The sequence below is a fragment of the Corallococcus sp. AB030 genome (genome assembly GCF_003668965.1).
Lineage (GTDB): Bacteria > Myxococcota > Myxococcia > Myxococcales > Myxococcaceae > Corallococcus > Corallococcus exiguus.
Map to the genome: position 1 here is coordinate 1 of NZ_RAWQ01000025.1, position 20,780 is coordinate 20,780.

Consider the following 20,780-nt stretch of genomic DNA (forward strand, 5'->3'; position numbering starts at 1 on the left):
GCCCCGGCCCCCGCCGCGCGCGCGGCCCCCGCGCCCGCCGCGAACCCGGGCTCCAGCGCCTCGGACATCCTGGATGAAATCCTCGCGGGCGGCTCGCCCACCTCCGAGTGGACGGAGGAGGACCTGGCCCGCCTGCAGACGGTGCAGCAGAACCAGGAGAAGAGCTCGAAGATCCTCCGCGCCCTGCTGGAGCTCGTCTTCGAGAAGGGCGCAGTGCAGCAGCGCGAGCTGGCCGCGCGCATGCGCCTCTGACCCTGGCTTGTTTCAGCCCACCTCGCGCAGCTCGCGCGCGGTGAGCCCCAGCAGCGTGAGGATGGTGTCCAGCCCGCCGGCGGAGATGGACGTGTCGGCGGCCTCGCGCAGCTTCGGCTTGGCTCGGAAGGCGATGCCCAGCCCCGCCTTCTCCAGCATCAGCAGGTCATTGGCCCCGTCACCCACGGCGATGACCTGCTCCAGCAGGATGCCTTCCTGCTTCGCCAGCGTCTCCAGCAGCTCCGCCTTGCGGCGCGCGTTGACGATGGTGCCCAGGGTGCGGCCGGTGAGCTTCCCGTCCTGGACCTCCAGCACGTTGGAGTACGCGAAGTCGATGCCCAGCCGCTTCTGCAGCGCTTCCGCCGCCACGGAGAAGCCGCCGCTGATGACCGCGGTGCGGTAGCCCAGGCGACGGAGCACGCGGATGAGCGTCTCCGCGCCTTCCGTGAGCGGCAGGTTCGCGGCCAGCTCGTGCAGCACGCGAGCGTCCAGCCCGGCGAGCAGCGCCACGCGCTGACGCAGGGACTCGTCGTAGTCCATCTCCCCGTGCATCGCGCGCTCGGTGATGGCGGCCACCTTCGCGTGGACGCCGTAGGCACGCGCCAGTTCGTCGATGACCTCGATGCGGATGAGCGTGGAGTCCATGTCCATCACCACCATCCGCTTGCCGCGCCGGTAGAGGCTCTCGCGCTGGAGGGCGACATCGAAGGTGGGGCTCGCCATGGACAGCTCCAGCAGCGCGCGCTTGAGCGCTGACGTGTCGGCATCCGGCGGCAGCGTGACGTGGAGCTCCACCGCCGCGAGCGGCGTCTCGCTCAGCCGGGTGATGCGCTCCACGCGCGCGTTCCCCGCCACCAACTTCTGCGTCAGCGCATGCACGTCGTGCACGCCCAGCGCCTTGCCCACCGCGGTGACGACGTAGCGCAGCGGCTCTGGCCCCGGCGCTGGAGACGTGACGGCCGGAGGCACCGCGCGGACGTCCACCGTGACGCCCAGCTCCCGGGCCAGCTCAGGGAGCGCCTGGAGGGACTCTCCGCCTGGCAGACGCACCCACAGGGCCAGGGTGAGCAGGCCCTGCACCACCACCTGCTCCACGTCGAGCAGCTCCGCGCCCGCTTGCGCGAGCAGGCCGGTGAGGCGGACGGTGGTGTCGGGGCCGTCCCTTCCGGTGACGGTGAGGAGGACGCTGTCAGAGGGGCGCGTGTGCATGACGCACCGCACTCTGACAGGTCCATGCGGGGACGGGCGAGCCTCGCGAGGAGGCCCGCCTGCCCGGCCGACGGCTACTCCTGCGGATCCGACGACAGGACGAGCGAGCCGCGATCCAGGTACTCGCGCTCCGGGAAGGCCTTGTAGAAGTCCGCCAGCATCGCGTCCACGTCCGGGTAGCGCTGCTCGCGCCGGTCCTGCGTGGCCTTGTCGAAGAGCTGATCCAACCCGCTGGGCGCCTCCGGGTTCACCTCCGACGGCAGCGGCGAGCGGCGGCCCGGAATCTGACCGGTGAACATCTCGTAGAGCAGGATGCCCAGGGCGTACACGTCCGCGGCGGGACCCGCCTCCTGGACGCCCTTGTTCATCAGCTCCGGCGCCATGTAGACCATGCCGCCCGTGCCCACGAACACCTGGGGCATGCCCTTCGTCGCGTCCACCTCCACCACGCGGCTCATGCCGAAGTCGGAGAGCTTCGCGTTGCCGTACGCGTCGAAGAGGACGTTCTCCGGCTTGATGTTGTGGTGGGTGAGCCCCGCGGCGTGCGCGGCCTTCAAGCCGTACGCCAGCTGCAGGAAGGTGCGCAGCGCGTGCTGCACGTCAATGCCCTTGCCGCCAGCCGCCTCCAGCTTCTCCTTCAGGCTGCCGCGCATCAGCTCCACCACGAAGTAGGGCCGCGCCGAGTCCACGTTCTGGTCGAGGATCTGCACCACGCCCGGGTGGCGCACCTGCGCCTGCGCGCACAGCTCCTTCTTCAGGCGCTTGAGCACCTCACCGCGCTGCAGGAAGGAGAAGTAGCCGAAGATGTCCTTCAGCTCCTTGATGCAGATGTCCAGCCCCAGGGCGTTGTAGCGGCCCTTGAAGACCGTCCCCAGCGGCCCCGTGCCAATGGGGTCGAACTTCTGGTAGCGCAGGTCCAGGTCGCTGGTGCCCTTCGCGGCGGCCGCGGCGGCGGCGGCGTGGGGGACCGGAGCTGCGGGAGCGGGGGTCGAGGCGGGAGGGGGCATCGGAGCGGGCGCGGCGGCGAGCGGAGGGGTGATGATGAGCGGTTGGGACGCGCTGGGAACCGGCGCGGTCACGACAACGGGCTGGGACGCGGGCGCCGGCGGCGACCCGATGAAGGTCTCCCGGCGTCCTTCCGCCGGGCCGTCCTGCCGGAACGCCGGCTGGGGCTGCGGCGTCGCGATGGGCGGCGGCTGCGCGGGCTGCATCTGGGTGGCGGCCTGCGCCAGGTCCAGCGCCGGCATGGCCACGCGGTGCGTGCGCGACGGCGGCACCGGCGGCGGCCCCACCTGGGACTGGGAGGAGGCCCCGGCCGAGGAGGACGGATCCACCTCCGCCTCGTCCAGGAGCAGCTCCGGCGGCGGCGGCGGGACGTTCATCGGTTCGTCCTCGTCCAGCGGACGGCCGATGTGCGTGGCGTCCTCCGCCGGCAGGAGCTGATCCGCGAAGAAGTCGTCGACCTCTGACGCGAACCGGTCCTGCAGGTCCCCCTCCACCACCCGCTCACCCGTTTCGGTGAGCTTCAGCTGGGCCTCGCGGTCCATGGCGATGTAGTGGAACTTGCGCAGGAAGAAGAAGTAGTTGTCGAACTCCAGCGAAACGGACGGTTCGAGGGCGGCCTTCACGTCGGCCAGCTTGTTCGAGCGTCCCAGGCGGCCGTTCTCCCGCAGATTCTGCAGGATGAGCAGCGCCTCTCCACTGACGGTGTCACGATGGATGGCGGGCTTCGTCATGGGTGCGCGGACTCTACGCGGCACCCGCCCGGCGCTTCAACGTCTGGTGCGACGAAGAAGCGCCTGGGGAATCACCCGGGCCCTACCGGATGCGCAGGAGCTGCTTCACCGTCTCCAGCACTTCCACGAACCGCACGGGCTTGCGCAGGTAGATATCCACCCCCAGCTGCATCGCCCGGTCCTGGGCCTCCTTGCCACCCGCGGAGATCGCGATGACCGGGATGCCCTTGAGCTCCTCTTCCTCCCGGATGCGCTCCACCAGGGCGAAGCCGTCCATCACCGGCATGTAGAGGTCCAGCATCACCAGGCTGAAGCGGTCCTCGCGCAGCCGCAGCAGGGCGTGGTGGCCGTCCGGGGCGAAGTGGACCTCCAGCGGCACCTTCCCGTGCAGGTCGTTGCTCGCGAGCTTCTTCAGCACGTAGCTGTACATCTCGATGATGTGCGGGTTGTCCTCGACGATGAGCACACGGAACCCGTCCTGCTCAGAGGGGGTCACCGCGTTGTCGTTGGGTCCCGCCGCACTCAAGATGTCACCCAGTCGCCGCCGGTCCTGCTCGCTCTCCACACGGATGCCCACGCCGCCCGGCTGATCGGGCGCGGCAAGGCGCACCCACGCCACCGTCCCGGCGACTTCTACCGGATCCAGCAGTCCCGGGAAAGAAAGAGCAAGCCGCAGCTCGTCCCCCACCGCGAAGAGCTGCTCGGTCTGGACGAAGAACCCTCCGGTGGAGAGGTTTTCCGTCACGTCCCGGACCGGACGCCCATGGGCGTAGTCCACCCGGAGGATGGTGGGGATGCGAGGGTGCTGCCGCTGGTCCGCAGGGTCCAGGCTCATAACAAGGGGTTGAAATCGCTCGGTAATTTGCTGAGGGCGGCCCAGTCTACCGCCGAGGGTTTATGTTGACAACGAAGCCATTGCGGCAATACGTACGGCCCGCCATGGCGGAGCCCCTGTTCACTCCTGAAGAGCAGAAGAAGTTCGACGCGGGGATCGCGGAAATCCTCTCGCACTACCCCTCTGATCGCAAAAGCGCCGGCATGCTTCCCGCGCTGCGCCTGCTGCAGGACCTCAAGGGGTGGTTGCCTCCTGATGGTCTGCGGCTGGTGGCGAAGAACCTGGAGGTCACGCCGGAGCGCGCCTACGAGGTCGCCAGCTTCTACGTGATGTACCACCTCAAGAAGCCGGGCAAGTACGTCATCGACGTCTGCACGAACCTCTCCTGCTCCCTCTGGGGCGCGGAGAAGATGCTCGCGTACCTGGAGCAGAAGCTGGGCCTCACCGCCGGGGAGACGAACGACAAGTTCACCCTGCGCGAGACGGAGTGCCTGGCGTCCTGCGGCACGGCGCCCTGCCTGCAGATCAACGAGGATCACCACGAGCGCCTGACCCAGGCGAAGCTGGACGCCATCCTGGCCCGGCTGTCGTGAGTCGCCCCTCCTCCCCCTCGCTTTCCTAGGACATTCATCCATGGCCTCTACGGCAAAGGCGGTCGAACCCGTCATCTCGGCGGCCTGGGGCAAGCCCCAGTCCTGGACCCTGGACAGCTACCGCTCGCGCGGTGGCTATGACGGGCTCAAGCGCGCGCTCTCCATGGAGCCCGCCGCCATCATCGACGAGGTGAAGAAGTCCAACCTCCGCGGTCGCGGCGGCGCGGGCTTCCCCACGGGCATGAAGTGGAGCTTCGTCCCCAAGGACAGCCCCAAGCCCAAGTACCTGGCCGTCAACGGGGACGAGTCCGAGCCGGGCACCTTCAAGGACCGCTACATCCTGGAGAACGACCCGCACATGATGCTGGAGGGCATCGCCATCGCGTCGTACGCGCTGGGCGTGCACACCTGCTACGTGTACCTGCGCGGCGAGTTCAAGTTCCAGGCGGAGCGCACCCAGGCCGCCATCGATGAGGCCTACAAGGCCGGCATCTTCGGCAAGACGATGATGGGCAAGGACTTCGCGCTCGACTGCTACGTGGTCCGGGGCGCGGGCGCGTACATCTGCGGCGAGGAGACGGCGCTGCTGGAGTCCCTGGAAGGCAAGAAGGGCTGGCCCCGCCTGAAGCCCCCCTTCCCCGCGGTGGTGGGCCTGTTCGGCAGCCCCACGGTGGTGAACAACGTGGAGACGCTCGCCAGCGTGCCCCCCATCCTCGCCAAGGGCGCGGAGTGGTACGCGAAGCTGGGCACGGACAAGTCTGGCGGCACGCACCTGGTGTGCCTGTCCGGCTCCGTGAACCGCCCCGGCGTCTACGAGGTGGGGATGCACACCACCATCCTGGAGCTGATCCACGACGACCAGTACGGCCAGGGCATGCCCAAGGGCCGCAAGGTCAAGGCGGTCATCCCGGGCGGTTCCTCGGCGCCGGTGCTGGGCGCGGACGAGCTGGACGTGGCGCTGGAGTTCGAGGCGCTGAAGATGAAGCAGACGATGGCCGGCTCCGGCGGCGTCATCGTGATGGACGACGCCACCTGCATGGTGCGCAGCCTCTGGCGCGTGGCCCGCTTCTACGCGGAAGAGTCCTGCGGCCAGTGCACCCCGTGCCGCGAGGGCACGCCCTGGCAGACGCGCCTGCTGCGCAAGATCGAGGAAGGCCGCGCGGAGCTGAGCGACATCGACATGCTGTCGAACGTCGCCTCCTCCATCGCGCCCTACCCTCCCATCGGCCTGGGCAACACCATCTGCGCGCTGGGTGACGCGGCGGCGCTGCCCACGCACTCCTTCCTCATGCGGTTCCGGGACGAGTTCGAGGCTCACGTACGGGAGCACCGCTGCCCGTACGGTGACCACCCCTGGGGTTCCTTCGGAGACTGGTCTTGAACATCGAATTGGTCCTCTTCGGCGTCTTCGCCGTCATGACGCTGCTGTCGGCGGGGCTGGTCATCACCGCGCGGAGCCCCATCAACTCCGCCATGGCCCTGGTGTCGACGTTCTTCTTCCTGGCCGGCATCTACGTGCTGCTCTGGGCGCACACGGTCGCCGCCGTGCAGGTGCTCGTGTACGCGGGCGCCATCATGGTGCTCTTCCTGTTCGTCATCATGCTGCTCAACCTGGGTGACGCCCCGCACCGCGGAAAGCCCACGGCGACGCGGTTCCTGGGTGGCGCCTCCGCGGTGGGCCTGCTGGCCGTGCTGGCCGTGACGCTGGGCCGGCTGAACGCGCAGCCCGCGCAGCTGGACGCGCGGGGCCAGGCGGCGTTCGGCACCATGGCGGCCATCGGCGAGACCATCTTCACCACCTGGCTGTTGCCCTTCGAAGCGGTCAGCCTGCTCCTGCTGGTGGCCATGGTGGGCGCGGTGGTGGTGGCCAAGTCCCGCATCTGATCCTCGCGACCTTCCGGACAACCCAATGGTCCCCATCACCTACTACCTCCTGCTGGCCGCGGCCCTCTTCTGCATGGGCATGTTTGGCGTGCTGGTGCGCACCAACGCGCTGGTCGTCTTCATGTGCGTGGAGCTGATGCTCAACGCGGTCAACCTGACGTTCCTGGCCTTCGCGCGCATGCACGGCGAAGGCACCGGGCACGTGTCCGCCTTCTTCGTCATCGCCGTGGCGGCCGCGGAAGCGGCCATCGGTCTGGCCATCGTCATCGCGGTCTTCCGCAGTCGCGGGTCCGTGAACGTCGACGACATCCGGACGATGAAGCACTAACGCCCCGTCACCCCTGAGCACACCCATGGACGGATCCCTCGTCGAGTTCTTCAGAACCGCACCCATCCCCCCGGAGGTGTTTTCGCCCTCGCTGGGGTTGATCATCCTGCTGCCGCTGCTGGGCGCGTTCGTGTGCGGCGTGTTCGGCAAGTGGCTGGGCCGGGCCAACGTGCACCTGGTGGCGTGCTCCGCCATCGCCGGCGCCTTCGTGCTGAGCCTGCTGGCCTTCTGGGCCACCAGCGACGCGGCCGGCGGGCGCGTGGTGAGCATGGTCAACCCGTTCGGCATCGAGCGGGACACCATCCGCTACGCCATCGCGCACGACTACGGAACGTGGTTCGCCGCCGGTGACTTCCGGGTGAACTTCGGCCTGCTGGTGGACCACCTGTCGGGCATCCTGCTGCTCATCATCACGGGCGTCGGCTTCCTCATCCACCTGTACTCCACCAGCTACATGGAGCACGACGATGGGTACTGGCGCTTCTTCGCGTACCTGAACCTCTTCGTCGCCGCGATGCTCACGCTGGTGATGGCCGACAACCTGGTCCTGCTCTTCGTGGGCTGGGAGGGCGTCGGCATGGCCAGCTACCTGCTCATCGGCTTCTGGTACACGGACAGCGCGAAGGCGTGGGCAGGCCGCAAGGCGTTCGTCACCAACCGCATCGGTGACTTCGCGTTCCTCATCGCCACGTTCCTGCTCATCCTCACGGTGGGCGCCTTCAACCGCCAGGCGGACGCGCGGGACTACAACGCGGCGTCCACGTCGCGCGCCCGCTACGAGCAGGGCATCTCCCAGAAGGGCCCCGTCACCTTCAAGGGCCTGGAGAAGCTGGCCCTGGCCCTGCCGGAAGGCACGGGCGGCGCGGTGTCCCTGGCCACGCCCATCGAGTCCGGGCCGCTGGCGGGCTACACCTTCGGTGGCGTGATGACGTCCATCATGCTGCTGTTCCTGCTGGGCGCCGCGGGCAAGAGCGCGCAGCTGCCGCTCTACGTCTGGCTGCCGGACGCGATGGCCGGCCCGACGCCGGTCTCCGCGCTCATCCACGCCGCCACGATGGTGACCGCGGGCGTGTACCTGTTCTGCCGCATGAGCTCGCTCCTGGTGCTCTCTCCCACCGCCATGGCGACCATCGCCATCGTGGGCGCGCTCACGTCGCTGCTGGCGGCGCTCATCGCCTTCGCGCAGGACGACATCAAGAAGGTGCTCGCCTACTCCACGGTGTCCCAGCTGGGCATCATGTTCATGGGCGTGGGCATGGGCGTCTTCTGGGCCGCCGCGATGCACCTGATGACGCACGCGTTCTTCAAGGCCTGCCTCTTCCTGGGCGCCGGCAGCGTGATGCACGGCAACGGGGACGAGACGGACATCAAGAAGCTGGGCGGCCTGTGGAAGGAGATGAAGTGGACGCACGCCACGTTCCTCATCTCCACGCTGGCCATCACCGGCATCTTCCCCATCATGTCCGGCTTCTTCTCCAAGGACGCCATCTTCCACGGCGTGCACCACAACCACCTGCACGGCCTGGAGTGGGTCTCCACCTTCGTCTACGTGATGGGCCTGCTCATCACCGCGTCCACGGCGTTCTACATGTCGCGCGTCTACCTGCTCACCTTCACGGGCAAGCGGTCCCCGGAAGCGAAGCTGGCGCACGCGCACGAGAGCGCGTGGCACATGACGCTGCCGCTGGTCATCCTGGCGTTCCTCGCCTTCGTGACCTTCGCCTACGCCCTGCCCCTGATGCCCCGCGTGGGCGGCGGGATGCAGCCGGTGTTCGAGAACTTCCTGTCCCCCGTGCTGCGCCCGGCGGAGACGGTGGCCCGCGTGGCCAAGACGGTGCAGCTGGACACCAGCACGCCGACCCTCGGGGACTACGCCTTCGCGTGGATGTGGGCGCTCGCGGGCGGCGCGGCCGCGGCGTTCGCCTACCTGAAGTTCTTCCCCTCGCGAGTGGGCCAGCCCGTGCCGGCGTTCGCCCGCGCGGTGCGCCGCACGGCGCTCAACAAGTTCTACGTGGATGAGCTCTACGAGTTCATCCTCATCCGGCCGGTGAAGTTCGTGGCCTTCATCCTCTTCCGCGTGGTGGACGCGCTCGTCATCGACACGGTGCTGGTGCGCGGCACCGCGTACGTCACGGAGAAGGTGGGCCTCGGGCTGCGCCGGCTCCAGACGGGTGACGCGCAGGCCTACGCCGCCATCATGGCGCTCGCCATCCTGGGCGGCGCGGTCTACGCCCTCGTGCAGGTGCTTTCATGAGCTTCTTCGACACCCACCTGTTGAACGTCGTCATCTACCTGCCGCTCGTGTTCGCGGCGCTGGTGCTGATGCTGCCCGCGTCCGAGCACGGACAGGTCCGCGCCATCACCTTCGTGGGCATGCTGCTGGACCTGGTGTTCGGCGTCTGGGCGTACCTCCGCTTCGAGCCTTCCGGCGCGGAGTTCCAGATGGAGTTCCGCGTCCCGTGGTTCCAGCAGTTCGGGATGAGCTACCACCTGGGCCTGGACGGACTCGCGGCGAGCCTGCTGCTGCTGACGGTGTTCCTGGGGCCGCTGGTGGTGCTCGCCTCCACCACGTACATCAGCCACCGCATCAAGGAGTTCCACCTGGCGCTGCTGGTGCTCCAGACGACGATGCTGGGCGCGCTGGCGTCGATGGACGTCCTGCTCTTCTACATCTTCTTCGAAGCCATGCTCATCCCCATGTACCTGCTGGTGGGCGTGTGGGGCGCCGAGGACCGGCGCATGGCTGCGGTGAAGTTCTTCCTCTACACGCTGGTCGGCTCGCTGCTGATGCTGGTGGCCATCGTGGCGGTGTACTTCGTGAGCGGCGGCCCGGGTGTGCGCTCGTTCGACTACGGCACGCTCTACAACAACCTGCTCGCCGCCAATCAGCAGCTCGCCGCGTGCACCAACGGCCCGGAGGGCTCGTGCGTGGGCCTCTCGCCGCTGGCCGCCACGCTGCAAACCTACGGGCCGTGGATGTTCGCCGCGTTCGCGCTGGCGTTCGCCATCAAGGTCCCCATGTGGCCGGTGCACACCTGGTTGCCGGACGCGCACGTGCAGGCGCCGGTGGCGGGATCCATGATTCTGGCCGGCGTGATGCTGAAGATGGGCACCTACGGCTTCTGGCGCTTCGCCATCCCGCTCTTCCCCGTGGCGGCGCACGCGGCCCGTCCGTTCCTCGCGGTGCTGGCTGTCATCGGCATCGTGTACGGCGCGCTGATGTGCCTGGCGCAGCGGGACATCAAGAAGCTCATCGCATACTCGTCCGTCAGCCACCTGGGCTACTGCATGCTGGGCCTGCTCGCCGTCACCGGTGAGGGCGCCACGGGCAGCGCGTACCAGATGCTCAACCACGGCATCTCCACGGGCGCGCTGTTCCTCCTGTTCGGCTTCCTCTACGAGCGCCGCCACACGCGCCTGATGTCGGACTACGGCGGCATCGCCAAGGTGATGCCGGTGTTCACCGCGGCGTTCGTCATCATCACCTTCTCGTCGGTGGCGGTGCCGGGCACCAACGGCTTCATCGGCGAGTTCCTGGTGCTGATGGGCACGTTCAAGAGCACCCTTCCCCTGGGCTTCGGCGCGTTCGCCACGCTGGGCGTCATCCTGGGCGCGGCGTACATGCTGTGGATGGTGCAGAAGGTGTTCTTCGGCAGCATCACGCACCGGGAGAACCAGCACCTGCGCGACATGAACCTGCGCGAGATGCTCACCACGGCCCCCTTCATCGTGCTGGTGGCGGTGATGGGCCTGATGCCGCAGCCCTTCCTGGACCGCATCGCTCCGTCCACGGACCGCTACGTGGCTCGCGCCAGCGTGGGCGCTCCGGGCGCCACCCAGGCGAAGGACGACCAACTGCGCGTGGAGGTGATGTCCCTGCCCTCCACCGCCGCCGCGGCCCGCCCCTCCGTTCCCGCCGCGCCGCTCGCCGTTCGCGAGTAGGCCCCGAAAGACTCCATGAACCTGCCAAATCTCACCCTGGCGGATTTCCTCCCCATGCTGCCCGCCATCATCATGGTGGTGGCAGCCTGCGTCCTGCTGTTGTCGGAGGTGTTCCTCTCCGCGACGGCGTCCCGCGGCTACCAGGCGGTGCTCACCGTCGTGGCGGCGCTGGCCAGCGGCGCCGTGGCCGTGGGCTTGATGTTCGAGCCGCCGCAGGAGGTGTTCCTCGGCTTCGGCGTGTTGGACCCCTTCTCCAGCTTCCTCACCCTGGTGGTGAGCGTGGGCCTGGGGCTGGCGGCGCTGAGCGCGGTGGGCTTCCTGCGCAAGCGCGGAGCGGAGCGCGGTGAGTTCTACGCGCTGATGCTCTTCGCCTCCGCGGGCATGAGCCTGCTGGCGATGTCGTCGGAGTTCATCACCATCTTCGTCAACATCGAGGTGCTCTCCATCGCGACGTACGCGCTGACGGCGTACCTGCGCCGCGGCACGCGCCCCAGCGAGGCGGGCTTCAAGTACTTCATCCTGGGCGCCTTCTCCTCCGCCGTCCTGCTGTACGGAACGGCGCTGCTGTACGGAGCCACGGGCACGACGAAGCTCAACGACATGGCGGGCCCGCTGCAGCAGGCGCTGTCCACGTCCCCGGCGCTCGTCTACGTGGGCGCGGTGCTCATCGCCGCGGGCTTCGCGTTCAAGGTGGCGGCCGTGCCGTTCCACATGTGGACGCCGGACGTGTACGAGGGCGCTCCCACCCCGGTGACGGCGCTCATGAGCGCGGGCGTGAAGGCGGCGGCGTTCGCGTCGCTGGTCCGCGTGTTCGTCACGGTGGGCAAGGACATGGACCCCAAGCTGCCGCTGATGCTCTTCGCCACGCTGGCGCTGCTCACGATGGTGGCCGGCAACCTGATGGCGATTCCGCAGCGCAACGTGAAGCGCATGCTGGCGTACTCCTCCATCGCGCACGCGGGCTACCTGCTCCTGGGCGTGGCGGCGCTGTTCGTCGTGGCGCCGGGCGAGCACTTCCGCCTGCTGTCCGCGTCCTCGCTGTCCGGTGGCACGCCGCTGGACGTGGCGCGCTCGGACGCGCTGCGCGGCATCCTGTACTACCTGCTGGCGTACACCTTCAGCGCGACGGGCGCCTTCGCCATGGTGTCCGCGCTGGAGCGCCGCGAGGACGAGGAGAAGGGAACCGCGTGGGACCTGGAGCGCTTCGCGGGCCTCGCGCAGCGCCGTCCGGGTTGGGCGTTCGCCATGGCGGCCTTCATGCTGTCCCTGGGCGGCATCCCCCCCACGGTGGGCTTCATGAGCAAGCTGCTCATCTTCCAGGCCGCCATCGACGTGGGCCTGGTGGGCCTCACGGTGGTCGCGGTGCTCAGCAGCGCGGCGGGCGCGTATTACTACCTGCGCGTCGTGGTCTACATGTTCATGCACCCCGTCCCCGAAGGCGCCCAGCCGCTGGAGCGCAACTGGGGCACCGAGGCCGCGCTGGTCATCTCCACCGTCGCCGTCGTGCTGCTGGGCATCCTCCCCGGCCACGTCACCGACTGGCTGGCCCAGGCCGGCACGCTGTTCGGTCAGTAGCCGTTCGCCGGCAGCTCGCGGCACCCGACGCCCGCCTCGGCCCCTGGCCCTGGCGGGCGTTGTCGTTGCGGGGCGTGGCTCACAGCGTCAAACGCCGCGCGCATTGCAGAAGTGAAATGGATCCGCGCCGCGTCATGCGGGCGGCTGCAACGCGGCGATGATGCAGGGAGCGGAAAAGAAGGCGGCCCGGCACCCGTGAGGGTGTCGGGCCGCGGGTCTTCTCAAGGTAACGCACCGGAAGTGCTGAAAGGGTGGGGGGGAACCACTTTCAACCTCGCTTCGATGCGTCCCGAGCCTAACCCTTAGCAGGTGCCATGCCAGAGCCCGTTTGGGACGAAACTCTAGAGTTCTCAAGCACTTGGACGACCGGGCAACAGTTTCGCCCCATTGCAGCCCTGAAATCGCGTTTCAGGGATGAAAACAATCAACGAATTCAGGAGGTTGGTTTTTTCATCCCTGAACGCAGGTGATTTCGGATCTGCACTCGTACTGGGAGGCAGGTGCGAGTTCGCTGGCAGGCTATTCGCGGGCACCGGCGGGAGGCCGCAGGTTGAGCCGCTTCATCTTCCGCCACAGCGTGGTGGAGGAGACGCCCAGCTCGTCCGCCACGCGGGCCAGGTCCACGCCGTGGCGCTCCAGGGCCAGGACGATGGCCCGGCGCTCCGCGTCCTCCACCACCTCCGCCAGCGTGGGGCCCGTGGCCTCCGTGCTGGTGGGCCGCACGACGTCGGTGGGGGGCAGGCCCATGGCCTCGGGCAAAGGCGCTTCAGTCGGAGGCGCGGCGGCGAGCACGCGGCCCTGGGGGCGCAGCGGGAAGTCCTCGGGGAGCAGTTCGTCCGCTTCGGCGAGCGCGGCGGCCTGCTCCACCAGGTTCTCCAGCTCGCGCACGTTGCCAGGGAAGTCGTACGTCATCAGGTGCTCCACGGCGGTGGCGGACAGGCGCCGGGGCCGGGGGCTGCGGTTGTTGGCCCGGTCCAGGAAGTGCTGCGCCAGCGCGGGCACGTCCTCCAGGCGCTCGCGCAGCGGGGGCACGCGCAGGAGCACCACGTTGAGGCGGTAGTAGAGGTCCTGACGGAAGCGCTTCTCCTTCACCTCCAGCTCGATGTCGCGGTTGGTGGCCGCCGCGATTCGCACGTTCACGCGCAGCGCGGTGGACTCCCCCACGCGGCGCACCTCGCCGTCCTGGAGCGTGCGCAAGAGCTTGGACTGGAAGGTGGGGCTCGTCTCCGTCACCTCGTCGATGAAGAGCGTGCCGTTGTCCGCCTCCTCGAAGAGGCCGCGGCGCGTCTTCACCGCGCCCGTGAAGGCGCCTTTGGCGTGACCGAAGAGCTCGCTCTCCAGCAGCGTCTCGCTGATGGCCGCGCAGTTGACGGGCACGAAGGGCTGCTTGCTGCGGCGGCTGTGCACGTGGAGCGCGCGGGCCACCAGCTCCTTGCCCGTGCCGCTCTCGCCCTGGATGAGGACGGTGGCGTCGCTCTGGGCGACGCGCATCAGGCGCGTGGTGAGCTCGCGCATGGCCTGGCTGCGGCCCACCAGCGCGGACAGGCCGTGGCGTTCGTTGAACTCCGTGGCCAGGTTGTCCACCGCCGCCTGGAGCCGGGCGCGCTCCAGGGCGCGCTCCACGCGGTAGCGCAGCTCGCCTTCCTTGAAGGGCTTGGTGACGTAGTCGTAGGCCCCCAGGCGCATGGCCTCCACCGCGCTGTCGATGGAGCCGAAGGCCGTCATCATGATGACCTGGAGGCGGGGCGAGGCCTCCAGCGCACGCTTGAGCAGCGTGAGCCCGTCCATGGGCTCCATCTTCAGGTCCGTGAGGAGCAGGTCCACGCGCGCCTTCGCGAGCCGGAGGAGCGCCTCCTCGCCAGTGGCGGCTTCGGCGACCTCGTAGCCCTCCTGTTTCAGGAGCAGCGCGGTGGTGGCGCGCATGTTTTTCTGGTCGTCCACCACGAGGATGTAGCCTCGGGGAACCGGAGTGGTCGCGTCGGTCATGAGAAGGACTGGGGCTGCGTGAGCGGCAGCCAGAAGGTGAAGGTGGTTCCGCGTCCGGGGGCGCTCTCCACGGCGATTTCGCCGCGGTGCTCCTCCAGGATGCGCTTCACCACCGCCAGCCCCAGGCCGGTGCCCTGGGCCTTGGTGGTGAAGAAGGGTTCGAAGACGCGGTGGAGCAGCTCCGCCGGGATGCCCGGCCCCTGGTCCATCACGTCGATGCGCAGCTGCTCGCGGCCTCCGTGCGTGTCCCGGCGCCCACGCACCCGCACGTCGCCGCCCTGGGGCATGGACTGGATGGCGTTGACGGCCACGTTGAACAGGGCCTGGCGGATCTGCCGCCGGTCCATGGGCACCGCGGAGAGACCGGGATCCACCTCCACGGAGATGTACACCGGACGCTCCGTGGGAGCCTGCGCCCGCGCCGCCTCGAACGCGTCCTGGAGCACGCGCAAGAGGTCCTCCGGCTGGAGCACCGGGTTGCGCGGGCGGGTGAAGTCCAGCAGGTCCGCCACCATGCGGTTGAGGCGGTCGCTCTCCTCCGCGACGATGTCCAACAGCATGGCCGTGTCCCCCCCGGGGTTCATGATGCGCCGGAGCGTGGCCACCGCGTTGAAGATGACGCCCAGGGGATTGCGCACCTCGTGGGCGACGATGGCGGACAGCTCGCCCAGCGCGGCGAAGCGCTCGCGCTTCACCATCTCCGCGCGGGTGGCGGCCAGCTCCGCGTAGCTGGCCCACAGCGATTCGTAGAGCCGCGCGTTGGCGATGGACAGCGCCAGCTGGCCGCACGTCGCCTCCGCCAGCTCAATCAGCTCCGGGCCGAAGGGACGCGGGCCGCGCACGTCGTCCACCAGCACCACGCCGATGAGCTCCTCGCGCGAGGTCAGCGGCAGGCCCAGCAGCGCCTTCTCCCCCAGCCGGTCGATGAGCACCGCGCTCACGGAGGTGCTCGCGGACGTCAGGTCCTCCACGGCGATGGGCTTGCGCTCCTGCGCCACGCGCGCGGCCAGGTCGTCGCTGTCGAGCGGCACCACCACCGTGCGGAACATGTCGCGGTGGGTCGCCGACGCAGCCGCTCCGCGCAGCACCTTGGCCTGTTCGTCGTAGAGCAGGATGAAGCAGTTGGACACGTCCAGCAGGTGCACCAGGAAGTCGGACGCGACGTCCAGGATGCTCGCCGTCTCCAGCACGCCGGATGTGGTGCGCGCCAGGTCCAGCAGGAGGCGCGTCTCCGTGAGCTGGCGCGCGGACTCGGCGCGGAGGCGGCGCTGCTCCAGGAGCGTCACCAGCAGCTCCGCGAGCGTGGACAACAGCCGCGCGTCTCGCTCGTCGAAGGGCCGCTCCTTCGCGCGCAGCGCCTGCACCACGCCCACGCTCTCACCGCCGCGGGTGAGCCGCGCCGCCGTCCCGCTGCCCAGGCGGCCCTGGGACAGGGTCTCCAGCGCGCGCCCCTGCGACTCGGAGGACAGCACGCCCCCGTCCTCCCGCAGCGACGCGGCCAGCAGCACGCCGGTGGCGCGCACGGCCTCCGCGTCACTCCCCTCCTCCAGCCCCACGTGGGCGGAGAGCCGGGGGGCCTCCCCTGGTTCGGGGACGACGTGCAGCGCCACCGCGCGGGCCTGGAGCAGCTCCGCCACTCGCGCGAGGAACGTCTCCGGCGGCGGGGGCACGGGCTGCGCCACGAAGCGCGCCATCTCCGCCACCGACTCCACCTCCCAGCGGCTGCGCGCGCCGTCCGCCTGGAGGTGGGCGTCCGCGAGCGCCGCGCCCACCACCTTCGCGAACAGCGTCAGCACCGAGCCGTGCCGGGGCGCCACCCACGGGCCCGCCACCCAGAGCACCTCCGACTGCGGCCCGCCCACCGGCAGGTACGCGTGCGTGGGCTGCGCATGGTCCGCGCCGCCGAACACCGGCCGCCCGTCCGACAGCGCCTCCAGCGCCAGGTGCGAATCCGCCGGAATGGACACTCCGTCGCGCACCACCCACCGCGTGCCGTCCCAGCGCAGGAGCCGCGCCCGGAAGCCCGCGGCCTCCAGGCCCGCCAGCGCCACGCGCCGCACGCCCTCCTCCGAGCGCGCGGACACCAGCCCCGCGGACGTGTCCACCAACCGCTCCGCCACCACCAGCTCCCGGGGGCGCTCCGCCACCACCATGCAGCTGAGCAGCAGGGCGAAACGCCCGTTGTCCAGCCGCAGGGGGTTGGCCTGCACGTAGACCTCGCCCGTCGCCCCGTGGACGCTGAATATCTTGTAGAGCTGCGGACGCCCGTCCAGCGGCGCACCCGTGGCCACCCGGTGGAAGCGGTCTCCCATCCGGCTGCGCTCCTCCGGCTGCACGAAGTCCAGGAAGGAACGCCCCTCCACCTGCTCCACGGGCAGTCCCAACAGCCGCGCGTACGCGGCATTGGCCACCCAGACGTGCCCCTCGCCCTCCACCACCAGCACGGGCTGGGTGAAGGCATCCACCAGGGCACGCAGTTCCTGCTCGCTGTAGGCCTTGTCACTCATCCGCGACGCAGCACCCGTTTGTCCCCCACCCTCAGCGTCACCTTCTCCCGGTCGAAGTACTCCGACAGGGGGATGGTGAACTTGCGGCTCTGGCCCACCAGTTCCTTGAAGCCCTGCGTGGAAATCTCCTTCTGGTCCTTCAGGTACGTCACCAGCCGTCCGCGCAGGTCCTCCAGCGCGCCCGTGTCGAAGCACAGTTCCTCGCTCACCCGCACGCCAGTGCCTGACGCCACCAGCACCTTCAACAACTCCTGCAGCTTCGCGGGCGGGAGCCCCAACTTCTGCGACAGCTCCGTGACGGTGGGCGGCGCGAGCCCCGCCGCGGACAGCTCCGCGGACAGGCGCGTGCGCGCGGCCTCGTCGCCCAGCGTGAGCGTACGGCCCCGGCCCTTGAGGCGCACCAGGTCCTTCTCCGCCTCCACGCCGCTGGAGTCCACCAGCGCCTGCACCACGCGTTGGAACAAGCGCGCGTCCAGTTGGGCGGAGAGCCGCTGACGGAGCTCCTCGCGTGACAGGCCCTCGCGCATGGGCTCGCGTTCATGGAACGCGGCGAGCAGCGCGAGCGAGCGCTGGCGCAGTCCCTCGAACACGTCCTGCGCCACGTAGAGCCGCCGGTCGCGGTCCACCAGCAGCACCTGCCCCTTCGCGCCCAGCAGCTCCAGCGTGCGCGTGAGCACCTTGGGCGAAAGCCCCGAGCGGCCGAACAGCTCCGTCTGCGTGAGCCCCGCGTAGCCCGCCTGCCTGAGGAGCCACCCCACCTGCCCGGCCGCGTCCGCCTCCAGGAGCGGCCGCACCACCGACGACGCACCCTTGCGCCGGCGCGGCGGCGTGATGGAGAGCACGCGGCCCCCGGCCACCGTGGCGCCCCGTCCCGGCAGCGCGCGCGAGCCGCGCAGGATGAAGCGCTGGCCCACGAGCGCGCCCACCGGAGACTCCAGCCGCAGCTGCGCGAGCCCCGTCTCCCCCGGCGAAAGCGACTCCAGGTCCAGCAGCGCCACCGTGGCCTCCACCTGCGCGGTGCCCAGGTGCAGCAGCAGCTTGCGGCGCTTGGGCAGCGGGACTTCCGCGGCGGGCAGCAGCGTCAGCTCCACGTCCAGCATGGACGTCTCCGGCAGCTCGCCCGCGCGCGTGAGCACCATGCCCCGGTGCACGTCCTCCGTCTGCACGTCCGTCACGTTCACCGCCGCGCGCTGCCCCGCCTCCACGCGCGCCACCGGCTGGCCGTGCACCTGCACGCCGCGGACGCGGAAGGGGCCCGGACGCGCACCGGCCACCGAGGGGAGCAGCGACACCGCGTCATCCACCGCCAGCGCGCCGGACAACAGCGTGCCCGTCACCACCGTGCCGAAGCCCTTGATGGTGAAGGCCCGGTCCACCGGGAGGAACACGGGGCCCTCCGAGGGACGCCGTGGCAGTGAAGCGCCCGCGCTCGCGAGCGCCGCCTTCAGCTCCGGCAGGCCCTGCCCCGTGCGAGAGGACACCGGCACCACGGGCGCGGTCTCCAGGAAGGTGCCGACGGTGAGCGCGGCGAGGTCCGCCTCCACCAGCGCGCGCCAGTCGTCGCCCAGGCCCTCCAGCAGGTCCGCCTTGGTGAGCGCGACGACGCCCGCCTTCACGCCGAGCAGGCGGCAGATGTCCAGGTGCTCGCGCGTCTGGGGCATGACGCCTTCGTCCGCCGCCACCACCAGCACGGCCAGGTCCACGCCGCCCGCGCCCGCGGCCATGGCCTTCACGAAGCGCTCGTGGCCGGGCACGTCCACCACGCCCGCCACCTGCCCGTCCGGGAGCGGCAGGTGGGCGAAGCCCAGCTCCAGGGTGATGCCCCGCCGCTTCTCCTCCGGGAGCCGGTCGGTGTCGGTGCCCGTCAGCGCCTTCACGAGGGACGTCTTGCCGTGGTCGATGTGCCCCGCCGTCCCGATGATCATCGCCGCGTCAACGCCCTTCGGCTGGACTCAGGCCCCGGCCTTGTCCGGGTCGTCGTCGAAGTGCGCGTCGCCCATCACCGGCTGGTAGTCCCACGGGAAGACGAAGAGCGAGTCCGTGGACAGCCCCACGTGGTCCGGCGTGAAGCCCTCCGGCCGCGCGATGAGGCAGGCGGTGCGGATCTCCTTCGCGCCCACCTTCTTCGCGAGCGCCGTGGCCAGCTCCAGCGTGTCTCCGCTGGATGCGATGTCGTCCACGATGAGCACGCGGCAGCCCTTGATTGCCGGGGGCATCTCCTCGCTCACCTGGGGCTGGCCGCGCTCCTGGGTGCGCTCGGCCTTGTCGCGGCTGCGGCGGCTGATGCGCACGGGGTAGAACGGGCAGCCGAGCGCGCCCGCGAGCGCCCCGCCCACGTACACGCCGCCGTGGGCCACGCCCACCACCGCCTGGGGCTCCCACGCTTGCCGGATGGTGCGCGCCAACTGCTGCACCTTCCGGTCGAACTCCGCCCACGACAGCTCCACCACGCCCGTGGACTTGTGCCGGGACTGGTCGCGGCCGGTGGGTTGGCGAGGGGCCTCCACCTGGGGCGCCAGGATCATGTCATTGGGAATGGAGACGAGCTTCTCCGCCCCGTCCTTCTGGGCGGCGGAGGGCACGGCAGACTTCTGGGAAGGGTTGCGCTGGTCCTGGGACTTCGGCGGCGCTGCCCGCTTGATGGCCACGGCGAAAGCTCCGGGTGAGGTGCGGCCCTGTCATATCCCGAGCACCGCGACCCCGCCACAACCGCCGCGAGTGCCTCCCCTGAGGATGTGAGGCGCTGAAAAGTCCCCGGAAAACGAAGGATGTCTGTCTTCGTGACAGGCGCCTTGTCCACGGGGACAGGCTCAGGCGCTGCCCTCGGTGAGCATCTGCTGGATCTCCGCGCCGGGGATGACATAGCGCGTCGTGCAGAACTGGCAAGTGGCCTCCGCCTGGCCTTCTTTCTCCAGCAGGTCCTTCAGCTCCTCGCGGCCCATGGCGAGCAGCGCGAGCTTCACGCGGTCCCGGCTGCACGAACAGGTGAAGCGCAGCGGGTAGCGCGACATGACCTCCAGGTCCGCCTCCGGCACGAGCGAGCGAAGGAGCGTCTCCGCCCCGTCCTGCGCGTGCGCCTGCACGGCCGTCTGGAACTGCGCCTTGAGCCGGGTGCCCAGCGCCTTGAAGGCGTCCTTGTCCCCGTTGGGCAGGGGCTGCACGAGCAGACCCACCACCGTGGCGAGCGGATCCTCCTGACCGTCCACCTGGCCGGGCAGCTGCGCCACCAGCAGGTGCGAGGGCACCTGATCCGACTGGTGGAAGTAGCGCTCCAGGTCCGCCACCAGGTCGAAGTGCTCCAGCTCCACGGACGAGCGGTAGTACTCGCCGCCGCCCTGGTCGCGCAGCACGGACAGGAAGCCCTGGTTCCCCAGCACCGGGCGCCAGTGATAGCGCCCCTCCGAGCCGGAGTACTCCACCAGGGTGTTCTTCACGTAGCCGCGCACGACGCCGTTCGCGTCGCCGTCCACGAAGAGGCCGCGCAGGGGGCCGTCGCACTCCAGTTGCACGTTGATCCGGGAGTCCGTGCCCTTGCGGAGCGACCCCATGAGGGCGGCGACGGTGAGGCCCTGGGACAGGAGCGCGGCGGAGGCCGGCATGCTCTGGTGCGTAGCGCGGGCCTGGCGGGACAGGTCACCGGTGGTGGCCAGCACCAGGCGCAGGTCCGTCGCCTTCAACAATCCACTGACAAGCTCATCAGGCATAGGGCTGGTTAGCGTGCCCCACCCGTTCGCGCCCGCCAACGGAAGAGGGACGGAGACGGGCCGCCTGCCCGGCGGCCAGCAGTCAGGGCGGGGGGCTGGCATCGCCAGGGCTTATGAGTCGGTGTTCCCCTGCTGGCACGGGCGGATGCGGAAGAAATCCAGCCCGCGTGACGGAACGGCTATAAACCGGCGGAAGGCCGTATCACCCAGGCCCTGACTTGGGCTCGCG

At 69.7% G+C, this 20,780-nt stretch carries 15 protein-coding genes and 1 pseudogene; 8 read left to right on the forward strand and 8 right to left on the reverse strand.

Going from position 1 to position 20,780, the window contains the following annotated elements:
- Positions 1-252, forward strand: a pseudogene (locus D7Y15_RS09050) (hypothetical protein); the annotation flags it as partial.
- A 12-nt stretch (positions 253-264) separates the two neighbouring features.
- On the opposite strand, the gene serB reads toward D7Y15_RS09050, so the two are convergent.
- The 3 genes from serB to D7Y15_RS09065 form a co-directional block, all read right to left on the reverse strand.
- A complete protein-coding gene (gene serB / locus D7Y15_RS09055; RefSeq protein ID WP_121752293.1) occupies positions 265-1,461 on the reverse strand; it encodes a phosphoserine phosphatase SerB in 1,197 nt (398 codons plus the stop codon).
- 74 nt (positions 1,462-1,535) lie between these two features.
- Complete coding sequence (locus D7Y15_RS09060) at positions 1,536-3,197, reverse strand: serine/threonine-protein kinase (protein ID WP_121752294.1); 1,662 nt, start codon at positions 3,195-3,197, stop codon at positions 1,536-1,538.
- Positions 3,198-3,279: 82 nt separating this feature from the next.
- Positions 3,280-4,032 (reverse strand): TIGR02266 family protein, encoded by a 753-nt coding sequence (locus tag D7Y15_RS09065; RefSeq protein WP_120579120.1) that lies wholly within the window; start codon positions 4,030-4,032, stop codon positions 3,280-3,282.
- A gap of 104 nt (positions 4,033-4,136) precedes the next feature.
- Here D7Y15_RS09065 and nuoE point away from each other — a divergent pair, with 104 nt between their 5' ends.
- From nuoE to D7Y15_RS09100, 7 genes are read left to right on the forward strand one after another with little or no spacing between them, the layout of a single operon-like run.
- Positions 4,137-4,625: an NAD(P)H-dependent oxidoreductase subunit E gene (nuoE, locus tag D7Y15_RS09070; protein WP_120579121.1), complete on the forward strand. Its 489-nt coding sequence runs from the start codon at positions 4,137-4,139 to the stop codon at positions 4,623-4,625.
- 40 nt (positions 4,626-4,665) lie between these two features.
- The gene (gene nuoF / locus D7Y15_RS09075; RefSeq protein WP_120579122.1) at positions 4,666-6,006 is read left to right on the forward strand and encodes an NADH-quinone oxidoreductase subunit NuoF; all 1,341 of its coding nucleotides are present in this window, start codon (positions 4,666-4,668) and stop codon (positions 6,004-6,006) included.
- Entirely contained in the window at positions 6,003-6,509 is a 507-nt protein-coding gene (locus D7Y15_RS09080) for an NADH-quinone oxidoreductase subunit J (protein ID WP_120579123.1), read from the forward strand. Before nuoF ends, D7Y15_RS09080 begins: the two co-directional genes overlap by 4 nt.
- A gap of 25 nt (positions 6,510-6,534) precedes the next feature.
- Positions 6,535-6,837, forward strand: a complete 303-nt coding sequence (gene nuoK, locus D7Y15_RS09085; protein WP_120527355.1) for an NADH-quinone oxidoreductase subunit NuoK — start codon at positions 6,535-6,537, stop codon at positions 6,835-6,837.
- Between the two features lie 25 nt (positions 6,838-6,862).
- Positions 6,863-9,091 (forward strand): NADH-quinone oxidoreductase subunit L, encoded by a 2,229-nt coding sequence (gene nuoL / locus D7Y15_RS09090; protein WP_120594063.1) that lies wholly within the window; start codon positions 6,863-6,865, stop codon positions 9,089-9,091.
- Positions 9,088-10,779, forward strand: coding sequence for a NuoM family protein (locus tag D7Y15_RS09095; protein ID WP_120579125.1), 1,692 nt, complete (start codon positions 9,088-9,090; stop codon positions 10,777-10,779). The genes nuoL and D7Y15_RS09095 overlap by 4 nt, the downstream gene beginning before the upstream one ends.
- 15 nt (positions 10,780-10,794) lie before the next feature.
- Positions 10,795-12,354 (forward strand): NADH-quinone oxidoreductase subunit N, encoded by a 1,560-nt coding sequence (locus D7Y15_RS09100; RefSeq protein WP_120579126.1) that lies wholly within the window; start codon positions 10,795-10,797, stop codon positions 12,352-12,354.
- A 519-nt stretch (positions 12,355-12,873) separates the two neighbouring features.
- On the opposite strand, the gene D7Y15_RS09105 is transcribed toward D7Y15_RS09100, so the two are convergent.
- From D7Y15_RS09105 to D7Y15_RS09125, 5 genes are all read right to left on the reverse strand, one after another.
- Entirely contained in the window at positions 12,874-14,340 is a 1,467-nt protein-coding gene (locus D7Y15_RS09105) for a sigma-54 dependent transcriptional regulator (RefSeq protein ID WP_121752295.1), read from the reverse strand.
- Positions 14,337-16,847 (reverse strand): ATP-binding protein, encoded by a 2,511-nt coding sequence (locus tag D7Y15_RS09110; RefSeq protein WP_121752296.1) that lies wholly within the window; start codon positions 16,845-16,847, stop codon positions 14,337-14,339. Before D7Y15_RS09110 ends, D7Y15_RS09105 begins: the two co-directional genes overlap by 4 nt.
- On the reverse strand, positions 16,844-18,772 hold the full coding sequence (gene selB, locus D7Y15_RS09115; protein ID WP_120579129.1) for a selenocysteine-specific translation elongation factor: 1,929 nt from the start codon (positions 18,770-18,772) through the stop codon (positions 16,844-16,846). Before selB ends, D7Y15_RS09110 begins: the two co-directional genes overlap by 4 nt.
- A 27-nt stretch (positions 18,773-18,799) precedes the next feature.
- Positions 18,800-19,495 (reverse strand): phosphoribosyltransferase, encoded by a 696-nt coding sequence (locus tag D7Y15_RS09120; RefSeq protein ID WP_120579130.1) that lies wholly within the window; start codon positions 19,493-19,495, stop codon positions 18,800-18,802.
- A 162-nt stretch (positions 19,496-19,657) separates the two neighbouring features.
- Entirely contained in the window at positions 19,658-20,551 is an 894-nt protein-coding gene (locus D7Y15_RS09125) for an Hsp33 family molecular chaperone HslO (RefSeq protein WP_120579131.1), read from the reverse strand.
- Between the last annotated feature and the right edge of the window lie 229 nt (positions 20,552-20,780).